This window comes from Anaerosolibacter carboniphilus (assembly GCF_014205875.1).
Classification (GTDB): Bacteria; Bacillota; Clostridia; order Peptostreptococcales; family Thermotaleaceae; genus Anaerosolibacter; species Anaerosolibacter carboniphilus.
Window position 1 is genome coordinate 1 of sequence record NZ_JACHEN010000033.1, and the last position, 19550, is coordinate 19550.

Here is a 19550-nt window from a genome sequence, read left to right on the forward strand (position 1 = left end):
TTTATTTTTTTGATCCAAACGAAAAAATTATCAATTACTAGAAATTAAGAAAACCACCAGATAGATAAAATCTGGTGGTTTGTAATCAACCTCAACAAAAGGAAGAAGAGCAGGATTAAATCCTGCTCTTCTTCCTTTTGTTCTTGAATAATTTCATTACATGATCTAAATAAATCAGTATGGATTATTTCACAGGAAACTAATAAGTCTTTCAAATATCTTATTCATCTTTATCTGATTTCCTATACTCATTCTTTCTTCTCTAGTTCTTAAATTTTCTATTACTCCAATTATACTATCACTAATGTAATAAGGATCTACACTGTATGCATCGATTAACTCTAGGAGTTTAAGCTGAATAATAGTTGAATTTCTAGCGTTGTTCCTCTTTATATAATTGAGATATGTATCTCTCAAAATTTCTTCTGCAAATTCTCTATCTGGATAATATCTGCATACACATTCAACAATTGCTAACCTTTCAGACATATTTGTACCTTTGATTGTTTCTTGTATCAAATAGCGTATTTCGCCTGATTGATCATATAACCTAAAATTTGTAATAACCATCTGTAGATATTCTTGTATTTGGGACTGATTGGTAATATTATATCTATCGCTAATAAATCTAAGAAAATAATATCTATATTCATCAATTTCAGATAGAACTCCAAATGAATATCTTGTGAATTCTATATTATTTATCATGTCCAATCTTTCTCTAAGAGTAGCCCTTTCAAAGAACTGAAGCACTGTTTTTCTTGTCATAGAAAAGCTCATTTTTTTAGTAGCATAGTGCATATTTCCCATAAAAACAAACAGCTTCATCTTATCTTGAAGTGTTAATTCTTCACTATTGATTAGGTACACAATATCAATGTCATCAATGATTCTAGTTATTAATGGTTTAAGCCTGTATTCCAATATTTTAATAATTATTTTATGATTAGCGGTCAATTTAAGAAACACTTCATTATCTTTTACAATATATATCAGAAAATCAACAAAGTTTTCTCGTTCACCTTCCAATAAATATTCAAAACGATTAAATAATAAATCTAATACAATTTTAAGTAACATAGGTCTATTATCGACTATTGCTTTAATATCCGTTACAGTAAAATCTGCATTATTAAATGCTAGCAATAATTCATAGTCATTACAAGCAATTCGTGCAGCCTCCAAAAAATAATGTTTGATTTCTTTCTTTTGAAGCCTCATTGTTATTTCACTGTCATCAGTTATCGTAAACCACTGCCCTAAGCGCGCGCAAGCAGCTTTGTTCCCTGTCAAGCTCCAAAGAATTGAAAGTTTTTTCCAGGTAGACCTATTAATATCGATTTCATCACTATCTTGAGAAACTTCAAAATCAATCTTTTTTTCATTTATTTCTTGGGTGGCAGCTACCTCGCAACCCATATATATTTGTTCTGGAGCACTTATGACAAATTCCAATTGATCTTTATTTCTACATATTACATTCCACATTATTATTAGGTTTTGAGAATACATGGCTAAGTGGTCTATCACCATTTGGGTTTCAGGTCTAGTTAACTGAATAGACGATACCGGAAAAGGAAGACTTCCTTTTGCAAAAACTGATTTGATTTCATTCTTTATTAATTTACCAATAGCCTTACAATTTTCAGGTTCTATTAACTTAGGTGCCATCTCAAATAGAAAGTTTATGATGTTAGGATGCTTGTTAAGCCAATTATATCCATAAACATATCGAACAGTATCTAAATCGGATAATTTACCTCCCGAATCATTGATATGATAATTTAAAACTCTAATTAAAAAATCAGCGGCTAAAAACTCACCAAATGTTTTATGAAGAAACTCAAAATTAGTTAATCTTTCATTTTGTTCATTATTTGAATTATTTTCATGTATGAAGAAGAAACCCGTGAATATTTCCTCCGGTCGAATATTATCATCCGCAAGCGCAAATTGCAATAGTTCCGTTTTAAGGGAAGAACAATTATGACTCGTACTATCATTCAAAAACATCATAAGGGCTATAAGTCCTAACCTTAATCTAAAAACTTCCGCTTCTTTCCTTTGCTTTCCCTCAGCAAAATCTTTAAACCTATTATTTTTATTCAATTGTCGTTCCGCAAATCTTATAAACAAATTATCGTATAATTGAGATTGATTAAATGTAGTTGAATTTGCAGCTGTTTTCAAATCTTCTCCCTCAAAATCATAAACAGCCAACATGAATAATAGAAGTGGTTCTTTAGCAAGTTCTTGAATGTGGGGATTACTAGGTATATCAAAGGCTCTAAATCCGGATTTTACTTGTATAGAATTCCATTTTTTTATCCATCGTTGTCTTCTCTTATTATCGAAAGAATCAAGTTTGATGATAGTTGTATCATCTGGAATCCTTACTTCTTGCATAATTGTTAATCTGCTAGTGATGATGACCTTTATGACGATATTATATGCATCATAAACTTCCTGTTGTAGTTTTTGGATTTGTAGTAGGTAGCCATTCAATTCACTTTGTGATGTTTGAATTAACTCATCAAACCCATCAAGTATAAATATGGGAGTTCTATTGCTAAATTTTTTAACCCATGATATCCATTGAATATTGCAACTCCCAGGAATAGTTTTCTCTAATCCTTGTTTTATGTGGTCACTTACATCCATATTGCTACTTTGAATATCTCTTAACTTTATCAAGAAAGGCACATATTCTGTACTATCACATAAGCGAGCTGCAAATATATTACTAAACATTGACTTGCCAGCGCCTGGATTTCCTAATATAACTATTGGTCTAAATGAGTTTGATGGCTCAAGCAATGCAGCCATAAGTGTTTGAGTTATATCTTCTCCAAATTCTACCTCAGGTGATTTATCCCAGTATGAAGGTGATAATATTTTCTTGAAGTGTTTAGTTTTTTTATACTTCAATACTTTAAAACTCTGAGGAATAAATATTTCTTCATTTTTAGGATATTTAATCAATTCTATGCTGTCATCACTTGATACTGTTTTATTTAGGTAACCTTTCAATACATTATGATGCTCCATCACTTGATTGAGCGCATGATCCTCGTATAAACATGGAATTGCCTCACCATGTCGCCTTATAAATTCTTCATATATACTAAAGCTAAATTCCTCTCTATATCGGTTATTATGAAAATCTATAATCTGATCGAAATTTTGTATAAAAGTATTAAAAAGTTCTTTCTGCTCATCAGATTTGTCTATTAAGATCTTACAATAGTCGATAATGCTATCTTTTGAATTTATATCTACCCAATTATAGAACTCTGGAAATTCTTTAGAAAATCCTATAATAAACGCATTATAAATAATTAGTGTTCTATCCATAGAGTGGCTCATGATTTTATTTAAGTCAAACCTCTTGTCACATTTTGAAAGATATTCGCTAAGAATATTTTCAATTGGAAAAAAGATTTTATTTAGATATTGAATTATAGTATCCTTATCCTTTAATGAAGGTAGATCCAATCCTAACTGTAATAATTCTCCATCAACTTCTTCTGCATAATCATTCAATTTTTCATCCAAACTTCTATCTAGTAATCCCTTAATTAAATACTCCTGAACTGGAGGCAACACTAATTCCTTAAATGCTTCTTTAGCAGCAATATGTATTAACATGAGATTAATATAACTTAACCTCTCATAACGTTCCTTTACACTTAGTGCGCTCCCTCTGTTATGATAATTAAATTTTTCCTTAAAATAATCTAATAAAGCTGATGGTTTGATTGCACTAATACTTGCTGCCGTAGCTAAGCATTGGGTTGCATTACCGGGATCTCTGATAATTGAAATTAGAGTTCCCGCGGTTAAAAAAATACCTGTAAGCTCATTTAATAAATCTCCAGTCTTTTGATCACTATTTTCTTTAAGCAGCTTTTTGATATCTTCCAGTGATCTTGCATAATCCACATTCACCAACCCCTTCCTTAAAAATCTCTTTCCTGATTGAAAACAATTTAAGCTGAGCAAAGCACAATAGGCAATCTGTGAACAACTAGGCTTATGCAATCATAATTTGGTCCACTGATTGCTTTACCAAGCATTGTTTTAAGCTCTTGTCTATTTTGCTTAGTCTCCATTAAGATACGAACACTGTCGTCAATCCTCAATATTCTACATTTTCCAGCGTTTTCCTTTGTCGAAATTCAACCATTTTTGCAGAACGTCATTTTGATAAGCATGATGCCTAATCATATATTCAATTGATAATATTATTTATATTTACAAATTCTTGGATGTAATATAAAGATGACGCTCTCGACATCAGTTACCGATTTAAAATAAATAGTCATAGGACAATTCTTTCCCTGAATACTGTTATCCAGGGAGGTGCATAGAATGGCTGAAGAAGCTAAAGGTACATTAAAAGATGATGTTACTTCAATAAGCGACCAGGGTAAGACCAGCTTAATCACTTTATCGATAACGGCTACAACAGATGTAAAAAATAAGAAAAGCAAGTCTGGAAAGACTAAAAAAACTACTGTAGAATTAACTGAAATAGATGGGGTCAAATACCAAATTGTTGCAACAAATGAAGAGAAATCAAAACCAAGAGCCACTGTAGAGGATAAGATCCGGTCAATAGGACTTGTGAACAAGGTTACTGGCACTTTGATTGAGAAATATAAAAAAGGTGAAATCACCTCCAACCATGTTAGAGACATCAGTAAAATCAATACCATAGAGAATGTAACTAAGTTGGCTTCTGATTCTCAAAGGAAGCTTGCTGAGATTATCATTGAAAATCGAAATATTCAAAATGACATAAACTCGTCTGAAGCTGCCATTCTTCTATTAAAAAGCGGGCAAAGGGATAAATTTGTTGTTGATACCTGGTATAGGGGAATTTTAAGGCTGGTTCAAAAGCTCCGCTGCTATGCTGAAGTTAGTGAAGAAGCAGTAGCTGCGCTTTCCTTTGAGCAAAACAGTCATCTTTCAGCAAATATTAAAGAACTAATTTCAAAGCTCAATGCTCTATTATTACTCCTTGAAAAGCACTCTAAAAAGTGATTAAAGCCGTATTTTCTACAGCTTTTATTTATTTCAAGTAATAAGTATGCTCACATTTGTCTATACTTGCTTTTAAGGGGGTATGTCTTATGCCTGATATCTATAAAAGTTTTGGAGAAAAAATTAGAAAATATCGTAAAGCAAAGCATTATTCTACTGCTGAATTTGCAGATCGCCTTGATGTTTCTGCCGGTTTTATCAATAATATTGAGAATGGTCGCAATGACGTATTTAAGCTTGAGTTGCTCTCAATCATGCTAAAAGAACTAGACCTTCCACTGGAGGAGTTATTCCAACTTGAGCCGGTAAATATGCGCTATATTTCTCTTAATCAAGATGGGCACACTCTTGCCATACATAAAATAAATGGAGAGCCGGAAGAAAAAATAGATGTTATAAACCATCATTTAAACTATATCGTTCGGTCTTTTCTTTCCACAATATCTGAATACAACTGCAGCGCAGCTGCCATAGAGGAAATCAGTAAATGTACGGTTACACACTTCGAGACCATAAGAAATCTTAAAAAAGTCTAAACAAACTTATCCCAAGACCATTGGGATATTTTTATTTGTAAAATGTTCATTATTATGAATTATTTTTTAACCTAAAATGAATATTCTTTCAACAATCTACGCATCATATTTTCAAGGAGGTGCTTAGATGAGAAAGAAGAAGGTTTATCTTAGCAACACTAGCATCAAGACATTTATGGCATGTAAAAAGCGCTATAAATATAAGCATATTGATAGAATCAGTATGGGAGATTCTGTCTCAAATAAATATATGTCCTTTGGCAATAGCATCCACATAACTATGGCAGATTTCAATATGCTGACCAACAGCCAACATGGAACATTAGATGTCCTTCACAATTTGCTCAGAAAAAATTGGATCAGAGACGGATATGAATCTAAGGAGGAAGAGCGTACATTTGGCCTCAGAGGATTAGATATGCTTTCCTTGTATTATGATAACCCCCTAGACATAGGCTCAAAGAATCTTCTCATTGAAGAGATGATCTTCAAAGAAATGGAACATTATGTACTCTGTGGAAAGCTAGACAAGGTTTATATGCGTGAGGATGAAGTTATCGAAATCATCGATTATAAAACTGGAAAATCGATATCTCCAATTGATCAGATTCAACTACCCGTGTATTTGATTTTAGCTGAATCAAATCTAGGAATTTACCCAGGAGCTGTTAGTCTTTACTTCCTAGCACAAAATGAAAAAGTAACTCAAGAATTAGATAGTAGATTTATCGATACCTCGACTCAGTTTATCTATGATCTTTGTGATCTTATCAGTAATGAGAAAGATTTTAGTTCAAGCCCAAATTGTAATTGCAAGACCAATTGTGAGTTTTATTCTATATGTGAAGATGCAAAAACAACAATTTAGTCATACTTAATGCGTTAGAACAACTGAAAAATCCAGGTTCCTTTGATACCGTATTTTAAAACAATATTTCAAGTTTACAATTTTCTTATCTAATATGGTTAAATTGTAAAAGTTGAACTACACAACACATATGTTGTGCTGATGCTAAATACAAAATTACATATTTACTTCTAATTTTGCTTCCCCCGGTATGCTGATTTGATTTTTTTATACCGGTTCCCTATAACCGTCATAGAAAACATACTAATAATGCTCAACCCCTGCTAATATAATATACAAGGAGGATTCTATGAAAAAACAGCTTGAGATAAATAGCATTGTAGTAGAATACAAAAATGATGAAAAAGCTAAAGAACGCTTTATTGCATATATAGTTGAATGCTTACTCAACGACACTATTTTAAGAGAGGAGAATCGAAATTAGGCTAAGTATGGAAACTACTCAATCTTTACAGAAAGCTAGCACCATCCCGGATCAGATCATAACTGAACCAGATTTATGGAGCTATGTATCTCCTTATGACAAGGCAGCAACCTATGCACGGATTTCTGGGGAAAAAAACAGCAACTCTATTCTTGCTCAAATTGAATTAGCAAAAGATACTCTCTCTAAGGAAAAACTTATTTTGTTTGATATATACACCGATGAAGAATCCGCAACGAAACTTCCCTATCGAGATAGACCCGGCTTTAAAAGACTATTAACAGATGCATGCAAAGGTGAATTTAAAACTGTCATTGTTTTTAGACGTGACCGATTAGCAAGAAGCTTTGAAGATTTCAAGGAAATCAAAACTATATTTAAAAATCACGATATTCGCATTCTCTTCTCAAACAAAGGAGAATATCAATCTACCGGAGATGTCATGTCAGATTTTATTGAAAACATTATTATTTCTATGGATGAATTTGAAGCAGCACTTATCAATGAGAGAACTGAAGCCGGTAGGATAGAGAAAAAAGATAGAGGTGAATATCAGCATGGCGGAAGCATTCCCTATGGATATAAAATAGAAACTAAAAAAATTAGTGAAAGACGCAAACTGATCAATTACATACAAATTAAGGTGCAAACAGACTTTATCAAGTGGGTTTTTGAAAGCTACTTAAAGATCGGTGAAAATAATTACTCTATGGATACCTTACTGAGTGAAGCTCCTACGAAGGGAGGTCCAAAAAAAAAGTATACTTCAGCAATGATCAACCGGATTATCGAAAGATCTGTGTATGCTGGACATATGTTCAAACATGGTACTTCTAAAAAAATAAAAACCCTATTTTACAGAGATTCAGATGCTGCATGTCTACAGTTAGATATGGAGATGTTCAATAAAATGTTTGCGGAATGTTCAAATGTAGATACCATCATACCACTTGAAACCTGGCATAAAGCACTAATTAAGCGATTTGAGAATTATAGACCACAAAAGGAGAAGACAAAGAATTACCTTTTTAAAGACATGTTATTCTGCGGAAATAAAGACTGCAAGGAAAACAAAATAAGACTTGTTTCCAAAAAGTATTATAAGTGCTCTACAAAGTCATGTTTTAGTATCCATAAAGATGCTGTCATTGAGACTTTGTCAAAGCAAATTGTGAATGATATTGTGAATTCTGAAAAAGCAAAAAATCATCTCAAAAATAAGATTAACAATATTGAATCCACAATCCAAAAACTTGATTTAGAGTATAAAGCATGTAAAACAAAAACCAGCAAGATTATTATGAAACACTTGGATAGTATAAACAGTTCTTCAATACCGGAAGAATTAGAATATGCTACTAAAGAAGAGAAAGAATATCAGTCTAAGATTTTGGAGCAGCAAAGTACACTCAACAAACTAAATGAAACTATTTATATGATCGATAGCTTTAAGCCGAATTTTTCAACAACCAATATAGTTTCTTACCTGCAAACAGATATTGATCTAGCACAGAATATGCTTAAAGAAATCATTTCCAAAGTAGTGTTGACTAGTTCAGATCAAGAAGGAAATAGAAAACAAAAAAAATGTGAAATCAAGGATGATATTGTCTATGGGGAAATCTGATAACAATGCAATTATTTATCTTAGAGTCTCAACTGATGAGCAGGATAAGGAGGGTTATTCAAAGAGTATTCAAGAGAAATCAGCATTGAGCTATATTGAAGAAAAAGGATATTCTTTATTAGCCACTTATGATGAAACCAAATCGGCTTCAAAAGTAACACCTAGAAAACGAAAAAATGAGGCATACAAAATTGAGTATGATGTAGATGAAAGTTTGAAACTTCAACATAGACCGAAGTTGCTAGAAATTCTAGAGCGAGCAAGGAAGAAGGAATTTCAGCACTTAATTGTTTATACACGAGACAGATTAACAAGGGATTCTCAACAATACTTAGCTTTGAACGCTTTTTTTGTGAATGCCGGTATTAAGGTTCACTACTGTCGATCCGGAGAATTTGATAAGCTTCAAGATAAAAAACTTAATAGAATACTAGAAATATTATTATCCAGTTACTCAGAGCTAGAAGCAGAATTAATTTCTACCCGGGTGAAAGCCGGTATGCATACTAGTGTTAAAGACGGTACATGGGTGAGTGGATCTCGACCCTTCGGATACAAGGATGACGGTGACAGCGATGATGCAAAACATGGACCCCTCAAAGCTGAACCGGCGCAAAAGATGATTGTTCAAGAGATTTTTAGATATTACAATATATATGGCTATGGATTTGGTAAAATTGCAAATTTATTAAATGAAAAATATAAAGCAGATAAATGGCACAAGAGCTACATTGAAAGGATCATTAAAAATGAAACCTATACCGGTAAGATCGTCTGGAACCGGTACGGCGGAAGGCGCAATCCCGGTAAGCATGATGATGACGATATTATCAAGTCAAACGATACTCTTGAAGCCGCTGCCATCATCGATCGTTCAGATTGGAAGGAATCGGTACATCTTAGAAAGCTTAAAAAAGAAGTCCATGACCCCTATTACTACAATACACCTTTTATTCTGAAAGATAAGCTAATATGTGGGATTTGTGGCAATTCCCTAAAATGTAAAAATCACGGATACGATAACCGGGTTTATAGATGTCCTACTTTAAACAGTTCAAAGCGCTCTGAACACATCATTCCAAAGGATCTACTTGAAGCTGAAGTTATTTTCTCACTTAAAAGTATCTTCTACTCCGGTTCAATCGATCTCTTCTGGAATCTCTACCACGCAAAATGTTTAAAACGTAAATCTGATTGCAAGAATGCTATTGACTCACTTAATCATAAAATTCTCCAGCTGGAGACCAACTTACTTGAACTAGAAAAAGCTTGTAAAAACGATGATATTCCATCTATTATCAAAACCCGGTTAAAGGAAGAGTATTCTCTATACTCAAAAAAGATTAGAAGCATCAGAGAAGAAATGAGATTACGATCTCTGGAAAATGATCTTTACTACCAGAATAAAGCCAATTTTCGAATGGCTTTTCAGTACTTACACGAGAATCTTAGTATCCTACCTATAGAAAATCAACGGATGCTTATCGATATACTCGTTGAAAAAGTGTATGTTAATCTTAATAAAGGTAAACTCGACTTAAGAATTATACTAAAGACTCCTACTATTATTCCTTCCTCCTGAAAATTTTCAGGAGTTTTTACGTTTTACTTTGCAGGATATAAAATATTAGGCAGATAGACCCGAACGGTATACCGTTCGGGTCTATCTGCCTAATATTTTATAAGAAAGAATACTTACTATTTCGATTTTGTAAATTAATCTCCTATTTCTGTAATATTATATGCAATTTTGTAATATGTAAATATAAAAAACATTATTGAATAGGAGGACCTAAATGGATAGTGATGCTTCTACAAAGACTTCAACAAAAGACGAACTTACAGCTGATGCACAGGAAAGAATTGTAGAATTAATCAAGGAAAAAACTAATCCAAATGCCATGGAAAAGAAACTTAAAGATGAAAATTTATGTAGCCTTGTTGGAAGAACATTACAGAGCCGCATTCGTCAGATTTTTAAAAAGGAATGGATTAATCCGAAATTTGGCTGGGTTGACATTGATTTAGTCGAACATCTTGAGCATTATTTACAATCATCAGAAAAAGCACCGAAGCACTCAATACATCCGGTGGAATATGAAGGCGTTCAGCTAAACAATACCACTTCCTCCCATCAAGATGAAGGTACAAGTGAATTAGGATATATCGATCAATCAGTACTATCAGAAAATAATTCTGATTCCGATTCAGATCCAATTGATACTTATATCAGCGGTTCTGAAGACTTAGCCAATATGCTGGATGATAACAGTATTCTAAAGGTTAATGAGAATGTATCTCCTCCGGATAAGGATAAAATATATACTCTATTAAGTCAAATGAGAGATTCATTTGTAGCTATTGAAAAATCTATTTCTTTCTTACATTCCGATACGCAGAATATCAAGCAACTAATTACTTCAACAAGTAATAATCAGTTCTCAAAGCTCGACTCCACTCGATCTACATCATTTATAACAAATGATTCCCCTGATAATTCCCAATCTACAGTAAGCATCAATATTGAAATCAAAAATCCTAAGTCCACGTAAAGAAGATCAATTTATTCTCTACTAAACTTACTTAGTATGATGTAATTAATTTTCCTTTTGTAGAATCAATTTTTGACTTCAAAGACTAAATTTATTCATTTTTATGAATTTAATTTATATTTATTGTGAATATCTGAGCTAACATTAGCCACCCTATTAATAAAGGTATCAAACTTATATTTGAAAACAAGCCTATTTACTTCTTTTTTAATGGGCAAGCTCATATATAACTATTATAGAGGTGGTGGCATGAAAAAAGTTGCTATATATATAAGAGTCTCAACTCAAGAGCAAGCTAAAGAAGGCTTCTCAATCGCCGCACAACGCGATAAATTGATAGCATATTGCAAAGCAAAGAGTTGGAATATCTACGATATTTATATAGATGATGGCTATACAGGTACAAATATAGATAGACCTGCAATCAATCAACTTTTAGATCACCTAAATGCCTTCGATATTGTACTTGTTTATAAACTCGACCGCCTTTCTAGATCTCAAAAAGATGTACTCTACCTAGTAGAAGACAAATTTCTAAACAACAATGTTGATTTTGTGAGCATCTTAGAATCTTTCGATACCTCTACCCCGTTTGGACGTGCAATGCTCGGCATTTTAGCAGTATTCGCTCAACTAGAGCGTGAAACTATTATCGAAAGGACCAAGTTAGGAAAAGAACGTAGAGCAAAAGAAGGCTTATGGCGCGGAGGCGGAAATATTCCAATTGGATATGACTTCATTGACGACCAATTAATTATTAATGAATATGATGCAATGCAAGTTAAAGAGATATTTCGTTTATACAGTGAAGGACTTGGATTCAATAAAATTGCTGTTACTTTAAATAAAAAAGGATATAAAACTACTAATAATACGAAGTGGTCTAGCAGCCAAGTGAGTCGTACTCTCAGAAATAGTACATATGTAGGTCTAATAGAATATAATGGAGAGTTCTATCCTGGTAGTCATGAGCCAATTATTGATAAGGCGTTATTTGATAAGGTTGCAGACATCCTTTCAAATAATAAGAATAATAAGAGTAACAGTAAATCTAAAGTAAATTATTTGCTAAAAGGAATGTTATGGTGCGGTTATTGCGGTACCAGAATTAAGGGTAATTGGTCATCTAAAGGAGCTGGGGGACCAAAGTATTACCATTATGTCTGTTATTCGAAGCTTAAGAGACCCTTACATATGGTAAAAGATCCTAACTGTCCATCAAAATCTTGGAAAATGGAAACACTAGATGGCGAGGTCGTAGAGCAGCTCATGCAACTACCTCTAAATCGCGATAAAATCATTCAAAAATATGAGGAAAACAAACAAAGTATTAAAACCTATGAGGATAAATTTCTCCTAGAACAGCAACTTAGTGAGATAGATAAGCAAATCAATCGTTTGATGGATCTATATCAAGACGGCAAAATTCCAGCAAATAAAATATCCGAAAGAATAGATAAATTGTATCAAGATAAGAAAAAAATAGAAAGAAATTTGGAAGAACTCAATAGTCATATTATAGAAGAAAACAATCATGATATCTCTCTGGATGAAATTCTTGAACTATTAGGAAATTTTGAATTAATATGGGCAGAAGCTACCTTTGAAGAGAGAAGAATTATTCTCCGTGACTTTATTAAGAAAATTATCGTAACTGACAAACCCAAGATAGAATGGAATAATAAAAACTTAAACTAAGAAGAATAGCTCTACTGATGACTAACATGACATCTCGCTATTCTTTTTTCCTTATTTGAAAATAATCCAATATAAAAGAATCAAGCCCTATATGGTTTTCTAAGGAAGGTGCTACTCATGAACAGGAATATGATGCTTCTCTTTAAATCAATCACATCTATTCTTTGTCTGCTGGTAATGTTAACAAGTTCAATAATATTCATAAAGAATCAGAAACATTACCCTATATTTATTAATGATTCAATCCCTCCTCAATTTATGAAAACATACTTTGAGCCTGATAGACCAAAAGCAGGTTCTATTGAGGAAATCTATCTAGATGGCTTCTTGCTTCTATTATTACCTTATATTCAACAATCTGTGAATGACTATTACAAAGAAAACGTGGGATATCTTCCAACTGTAGACCCTTGGGATATTGATGTACTAAGCATAGAAAGACCCAATGGTTATCGAACATTTTTATTTCTTCTCAAGCTCCAGCTGACACCATATTTAGGGGCACACAACACCATTGGGCTAGACCATATTACTATTCGAGTAGCACTCTGTGATGTAAAAGTTGAGAAATTCGAACATATCGAGAGCTACCCCATTCCACCATGGCTTCAATGAACTCTTTAGGGTTTTGGATATGGAAAGAATAAATCACTATATTGGTGTCCTAGAATAAATATTAGATTGATTAAATGAAAGGAGTCTACATATGACCCTAAGAAGAACTATTTCAAAGTCTACTTTTAAATGCCCTACGATTGACCTGACTGCAGAAAATACATTGAAAACACTGAAATTTTTTATAGAGACATCTTCTCCTGATGAATAAATCAAAAATATACTAAGTATATTGCTGCGAAGAGGAATATTAATAAAAACCATTGAAGGCGAGATAGGTCATAATATCGGGAAATATTTAGATTAAATGTCATCATAGACAACCTTAAATAATCAAGGCGAGACTAAAGTCCCGCCTTCATGGTCTTGAAGTATATCAAAATTTCCCGAACAAATATCTATATCACTAAATCCATTGCTTAGCATATTGCTAGTTCGCCATTTTCTCCACTAAATCTACCTTCCTCTTCAATTCCACTTCCATCTGATTAATCAAATTCATTATTGATTCTACTTTTCTTACGATACGATTTTGCTCATTTGCTGGTGGTATAGGAACAATCAAATTCTCTATCGAACCTGAACCAATATTTCCTTGATTGGCAGTTCCTGTTTCGGTAGCAAATATAGAATTAAGAACACTTTTTGCTTTTAGCATCAGACTAATATAGTAGCTATTAATTGCTTTGTCTGGTTTCAAATTTCCTACGCGTTGATTCAAATACAATTGCTTATAGGATACATCCTCTTCAGATACTCTACATGTATAAAAATAATCCCTTTTGTTACGAGTTCCCGTCATCGTAATCAGAATATCTCCTTCAGAAATCTTATAATTCATAGTCTCAAGAGCAATATCCGCTGGAATATAGACAGGGTTTACATCAAGAAGAATTCTATCATTTTTAACATTACCTAATCGGATTATTTGATAATCAGAATTATCGATATAGGAATTGCTTTTATAAGCATAACCACCTTGAAAGTTAATAACTTGACCCATTCGTACCCACTGCCAGCTATCAGGTATTTCAAATGGAATTTCATCTTCCTCAATCGGCGGAAAAGGCTTTTGTTTCTTAATCTTGTCTTCCTTCATCAACTTTTCACGTTCCACTTGAATCCTTTTCACTAATTCAACTGCTGGTTTGTCAGAAGGATCTTGGTGTACTAATTTCCCCTCAATAGCTAGTTGAAGTACAACATTTCGAAGTTCCTGCATTGACTCAGATGTCTGAAAAATCATCTCGAAATTCTCGACTACAAACTTTAATTGTTCCTTTAGTTCCACACTAGTTTGGCAGCTACCAATCTTATCTACGACTGCATTTGGAAGCAGTCGCGTAAGTCGTTCTTTATCTTCAAAAGATTTCTCAAGTTTATCAATTTGAGACATGAAAGCCTCTATTTTAGCAACGATTCGGTGTTGCTCTGCCAAAGGTGGTATCGGTAACAATATTTCAGATACAATGGCACCTGATACTTCTTTAAATGTTGTTCCTGATGCTGATTCATTTATTCTTGGTGTATCCCATTTCATAAAGTAATAAATGTATTCGTTCATGTCCCTAATATAAGGAGCAATAGATTTAAATCCTTGATTCGTAGACACTTCACAGTTTGAAATTGCAATATGTCCAATAGGTGCCCTACTTGAAAATAGCACTGTCCCTTTAGGCATAAGTATAGCAGAACTCTCTTTCAACCCAAGCTCAGTTATATTCCTTCTTCCCCTTGAAATAAACTTACTTTTGTTATTACTTAAATCTGCCGGGGTAATCCAGGGAATGGTTCCATCTTCCCAATATTGAGTAACATCACTCTTAGGAGTGCCACCTCCAAAAATTTGACCTATTTCTCCTAATCTCACCCATAACCAACTTTCAGGAATCTCAAATGGAATCTCATCTTCCTCTATCGCAGATAGTGGCTTTTGTTTTTTAATTTTGCCTTTCTTCTCCAAATTAGCTCTCTCAACTTGAATCTTTCTCACTAATTCTATCGCTGGCTCATCATTAGGGTCTTGCTCAACCAGCCTTCCTTGAATAGCAAGCTCAAGTACTTTATTTCTTAACGCTTGAATATTATTCTTTACGCCAAAAATGATTTCAAAATTTTCTACATAAGCACTCAATTCTTGCACCCCCTATAGTAAGCTTTTAAGCTCTTCTATTAAAGTGTCTTGAAGCCTTTTTACTTCTTCACATACCGCTTTGTATTGCTGAAGCAATACAACTGGGTCATGACTTTCTTCTTCAGGTTTATTCGGATTCTTTATATCAAGGTTATATCCTCTCTTGATTATATCTTCCTTGGTCACTTTCCAGCTGTACTCTGATTCCTTCCTATTATTCCACCATTCCCTCACAGGGTCAAAATGCTTAGAAAGCATAGGTTTTGTTTTCGAAAAAGCCTTATATCCTTTAGGTAGTGGCACTTCAAAATACCAAATATCTTGTGTTCCAATTTGATTGTAATCAAAGAACAAAATATTCGTCGCAATTGAGGTATATGGCGCAAAAACTGAGCCAGGAAGCCTGATGATCGTATGGAGATTAAACTCATTTAAAAGCTTTTCCTTAAGCCTTTGCTTTACACCATCCCCAAACATAAATCCATCGGGTAGGATTATGCCCACACGACCATTCACTTTAATTCTATGCAGGATAAGCGCCATAAAAAGATCAGCTGTCTCCGATGATTGAAATTCAGCAGGAAAATTGCTTTGAATAGCTACATCCTCTGATTTTGAACCAAATGGAGGATTCATCATAATGACAGATGCTTTATCTTTTTCTGTAAACTCTCTTACATTGTCAGAGAAAGAGTTTTTATGTTCTAGGTTTGGTACATCAATGCCATGGAGGATTAAGTTTGTCACACCAAGAAGGTATGGCAAATGAAATTTCTCAGCACCGTATATGCTTTTATTGATGATTTCATTGTCTTCCACAGTTTTTGCTTGTTTCTTTAATATCTCATAAGCACTGGTTAAGAATCCACCAGTTCCAGAAGCAAAGTCGGCTACAGTATCTCCAATCTTAAGGTCCATTATTTCTGCTATAAATGCAGTCAAAGCACGAGGTGTAAAGTACTGACCATTGTTTCCAGCCGTTTGAAGACCTTTGAGCATTTCTTCATAGATATCATTAAAAGCGTGACGTTCTTCAATCTCTTCGAAATTCATTTCATTGATAAGATTCACAAGCTGTCTAAAATAAGTACCGTTTTTCATGTAGTTATTGGCATCTTCAAAAATGCTCTTAACGATAGATTTTCTTCTTTCCGTTGCTTCATCAATCTCAAGATTCTTAAGAATTGGTAGCAGGTTTTGGTCTACAAAATTAAGTAGTGAATCTCCAGTTAACGCATTGCCATCTTTATGATCAACTGCCCAGTTACGCCATCTCAATTCCTCAGGGATAATGGATTGGAAATCATCCTCATAAAGTTCCCATTCCTCTTCCTTATAGTCATATATAAAAAGGAACAGGAGCCATACCAGTTGTTCAAGGATTAGAACATCATTAGTGCCCACACCCTTGTCCTTTCTCATGATATCCTGAATTCTTTTAATAAAATTTGTCAAACTCATACGTATCAACCTCCAATTTTATGTCACTTACTCCAAAAGAACATAATACTCATATAGTCATATGAGTATTATGTTCTTTAAAATGTGAAATGTCAATTATGCATATAGCATCGCTTCCAGTTCTTTAACAGCCTTTATATAGTTTTGCTTGTTACCGAATTCTTTTACAAGTTTAATCGGCGTACCAAGTTCAGTAAAAGGTTTCAATTCAAGAATTTTTGTATCACTAAAGTCCAGTACTTCTGCATCCTTATACTTCTCAAGTAACCCATTGAGCACTTGCTGTGCAACATATGAATATTTGTGAAGGTATCCTTTTTTCTTGACGTTATTCGCCCGTTCAGCTCTAGATAGGGGCTTTTTATCAAACGCCACATGAAGAATCAAATCAAAATCATCAATATCTTGACCGACTTCTTCTCTTAAAGCATCCAGTAACACACCCTCATCCTTTAGTTCATCAATAATCGCTTGCTTTTTGGCTTCTGTACCCCATCTTTTAATAAAACTATCTAAGGTATCATAATGCTCAAGGATATGTCTCTTTGAGTAATCCTTTATGGATTCTGTGATAAGCTTACCATGAATGTCTATATACTGAACCCTCTCATTAAGAATTCTAACATTAACACCTTTCACATAATACTTTCCTGGTGGGTCAGGCATTACATCTCCGCCATCTTCTGTTTCCTCATAACCGGTGCCTATATCACCTTGCCCTTGATCGCCATCATCCTCACCACCTGGTGGGATAGGATCTTTCCCCTCGACTTCAATAACTTTCACAGGATCGCCATCAAATTCTGGATCTGCAAAAAGCCTTGAAACATTTCTAAAATCCATAAAAGTAAAATATGTTTTACCATCTTCCTCTCGGATACGAGTACCTCTACCTAATATTTGTTTGAACATGATTTGTGAGTTAAGCTCTTTATCAATAACGATTAATTTACACATTTTCGCATCTACGCCTGTTGATAGAAGCTCACTTGTTACTGCAATCGTTGGAAATTTAGAATTTACAGCAATAAAATTATCAAGCTGTGCTCTGCCTTCCGCATCATCTCCTGTAAATTTCATGATGTAGTTTGGATGGTCTTTAACAATATCAGTATTTTCTTGAATAAGTGCCATTCTCATGCGATTTGCATGTTCTATGTCTACACAGAAAACGATTGTTTTCATATATCGATCATTGAGCTTTAAGAATTCAGTAATGCGCTTTGCTACTTCCTTGGTACGCTCATCAATGACAAGGTTACGATCATAGTCTTTTGTGTTGTACTCTCTGTCTTCAATCTCATTACCATGAATATCAGTTTGTCCTTTATAGGGTCTAAATCCTTCTAAGTCAACATTTAAACCTACACGCAGCACTTTGTACGGGGCTAAGAAGCCGTCTTGAATGCCTTGCTTTAAGCTGTATGTAAAAATTGGTTCTCCAAAGTAGTCAATGTTGCTGACAGTTTTTGTTTCTTTTGGTGTTGCAGTCAATCCTATTTGGATTGCCGAATTGAAGTATTCAAGAATTTGCCTCCATTGGCTATCTTCTTTGACAGAGCCACGGTGGGCTTCATCAACAATTATTAAATCAAAAAAATCCGGTTTAAATTCTTCAAAGACCCGCTCTCCATCCTGACCGACAAGTTGTTGGTAAAGCGCCATATGGATTTCATAGGAACTATCCATTGTTCTGTTTTTTACTTTTGTAATAACACCTTCAAAGGGCTTAAAGTCATTATAAATTGTCTGATCTATAAGGATATTTCTATCCGCTAAATATAAGATTCTTTTAACTTTGCCAGCTTTCCAGAGCCTCCACATGATTTGAAATGCAGTATAGGTTTTACCTGTGCCAGTTGCCATTACAAGGAGTAATCTATTGCTGCCTTTAGCAATTGCTTCGATCGCTCTGTTTACTGCTATCCTTTGATAGTATCTAGGTGCCTTGTCGCCCACTGAAAAGTGATAAGATTCCGTAATGATATCTTCTTGCTCTTTCGTATCTATATTCTTATAATGCTTATATTTGCTCCAAAGTTCTTCAGGAGTAGGAAACTCGTCAAGAGAGAGTTCTCTTTCCCTACCAGATTCCATATCATGTTCGATAAATCCATCACCATTAGAACTGTACGCGAAGGGCACATCAAGAATTTTTGCATACTCGATAGCTTGCTGCATACCATCCCCTAGAAAATGCTTATTATCTTTGGCTTCAACCACAGCAATAGGAACATTGGATTTATATGAAAGCAAATAATCTGCCCTTTTTCTTTTACCACGTGTGGATATATTGCCCCGAACGATCACTTGACCATCTGTAAATGTATATTCCGTTCTGATTTGTTTCATTTTATCCCATCCAGCAGATTCAAGGGCAGGAGTTATATATCTCAAACATATATCTTGCTCTGAAAGGTCTTTTTTACTCATCACAACTCTCCTTCCATTACTATTTCTTTTTTTGTACTTATATTTCCATTTTATAACAAGCATCTGTCGAAAAACAACTTATTTCTCTACGTGAAGAATATATCTATTTGCTATGTGAAAATAATAAAACAATTGCCAAATGAGCAGTTAGTTAAG

Annotated in this window: 13 protein-coding genes; 9 read left to right on the forward strand and 4 right to left on the reverse strand. The window is 33.9% G+C overall.

Annotated features, from left to right (window positions below):
* Window positions 1–189: 189 nt before the first annotated feature.
* The gene (locus HNQ80_RS20665) at window positions 190–3942 is read right to left on the reverse strand and encodes an NACHT domain-containing protein (protein WP_184312596.1); all 3753 of its coding nucleotides are present in this window, start codon (window positions 3940–3942) and stop codon (window positions 190–192) included.
* Window positions 3943–4371: 429 nt separating this feature from the next.
* On the opposite strand from HNQ80_RS20665, the gene HNQ80_RS20670 reads away from it, so the two are divergent.
* The 9 genes from HNQ80_RS20670 (at window position 4372) to HNQ80_RS20705 (ending at window position 13366) form a co-directional block, all read left to right on the forward strand.
* A complete protein-coding gene (locus HNQ80_RS20670; protein WP_184312597.1) occupies window positions 4372–5046 on the forward strand; it encodes a hypothetical protein in 675 nt (224 codons plus the stop codon).
* An 89-nt stretch (window positions 5047–5135) separates the two neighbouring features.
* The gene (locus tag HNQ80_RS20675; protein WP_184312598.1) at window positions 5136–5582 is read left to right on the forward strand and encodes a helix-turn-helix domain-containing protein; all 447 of its coding nucleotides are present in this window, start codon (window positions 5136–5138) and stop codon (window positions 5580–5582) included.
* A gap of 127 nt (window positions 5583–5709) precedes the next feature.
* Window positions 5710–6450, forward strand: coding sequence for a RecB family exonuclease (locus tag HNQ80_RS20680; protein WP_184312599.1), 741 nt, complete (start codon window positions 5710–5712; stop codon window positions 6448–6450).
* A 289-nt stretch (window positions 6451–6739) separates the two neighbouring features.
* Window positions 6740–6874: a hypothetical protein gene (locus HNQ80_RS26340; RefSeq protein WP_279289019.1), complete on the forward strand. Its 135-nt coding sequence runs from the start codon at window positions 6740–6742 to the stop codon at window positions 6872–6874.
* 7 nt (window positions 6875–6881) lie between these two features.
* Complete coding sequence (locus HNQ80_RS20685; protein ID WP_184312600.1) at window positions 6882–8501, forward strand: recombinase family protein; 1620 nt, start codon at window positions 6882–6884, stop codon at window positions 8499–8501.
* Window positions 8464–10083 (forward strand): recombinase family protein, encoded by a 1620-nt coding sequence (locus HNQ80_RS20690; RefSeq protein WP_207727131.1) that lies wholly within the window; start codon window positions 8464–8466, stop codon window positions 10081–10083. The genes HNQ80_RS20685 and HNQ80_RS20690 overlap by 38 nt, the downstream gene beginning before the upstream one ends.
* A 214-nt stretch (window positions 10084–10297) precedes the next feature.
* Window positions 10298–11053, forward strand: a complete 756-nt coding sequence (locus HNQ80_RS20695) for a hypothetical protein (RefSeq protein ID WP_184312602.1) — start codon at window positions 10298–10300, stop codon at window positions 11051–11053.
* Between the two features lie 249 nt (window positions 11054–11302).
* The gene (locus HNQ80_RS20700) at window positions 11303–12751 is read left to right on the forward strand and encodes a recombinase family protein (RefSeq protein ID WP_184312603.1); all 1449 of its coding nucleotides are present in this window, start codon (window positions 11303–11305) and stop codon (window positions 12749–12751) included.
* A 258-nt stretch (window positions 12752–13009) separates the two neighbouring features.
* A complete protein-coding gene (locus HNQ80_RS20705) occupies window positions 13010–13366 on the forward strand; it encodes a DUF3888 domain-containing protein (protein WP_207727132.1) in 357 nt (118 codons plus the stop codon).
* Window positions 13367–13796: 430 nt separating this feature from the next.
* Here HNQ80_RS20705 and HNQ80_RS20710 read toward each other — a convergent pair whose 3' ends face one another.
* The 3 genes from HNQ80_RS20710 to hsdR form a co-directional block, all read right to left on the reverse strand.
* Window positions 13797–15500 carry a restriction endonuclease subunit S gene (locus HNQ80_RS20710; RefSeq protein WP_184312605.1) on the reverse strand — a complete coding sequence of 568 codons (1704 nt, stop codon included), beginning with the start codon at window positions 15498–15500 and terminating at the stop codon, window positions 13797–13799.
* Between the two features lie 12 nt (window positions 15501–15512).
* Window positions 15513–16961, reverse strand: a complete 1449-nt coding sequence (locus HNQ80_RS20715) for an HsdM family class I SAM-dependent methyltransferase (RefSeq protein WP_184312606.1) — start codon at window positions 16959–16961, stop codon at window positions 15513–15515.
* 96 nt (window positions 16962–17057) lie between these two features.
* Window positions 17058–19394, reverse strand: coding sequence for an EcoAI/FtnUII family type I restriction enzme subunit R (gene hsdR / locus HNQ80_RS20720; protein WP_184312607.1), 2337 nt, complete (start codon window positions 19392–19394; stop codon window positions 17058–17060).
* Window positions 19395–19550 lie beyond the last annotated feature (156 nt).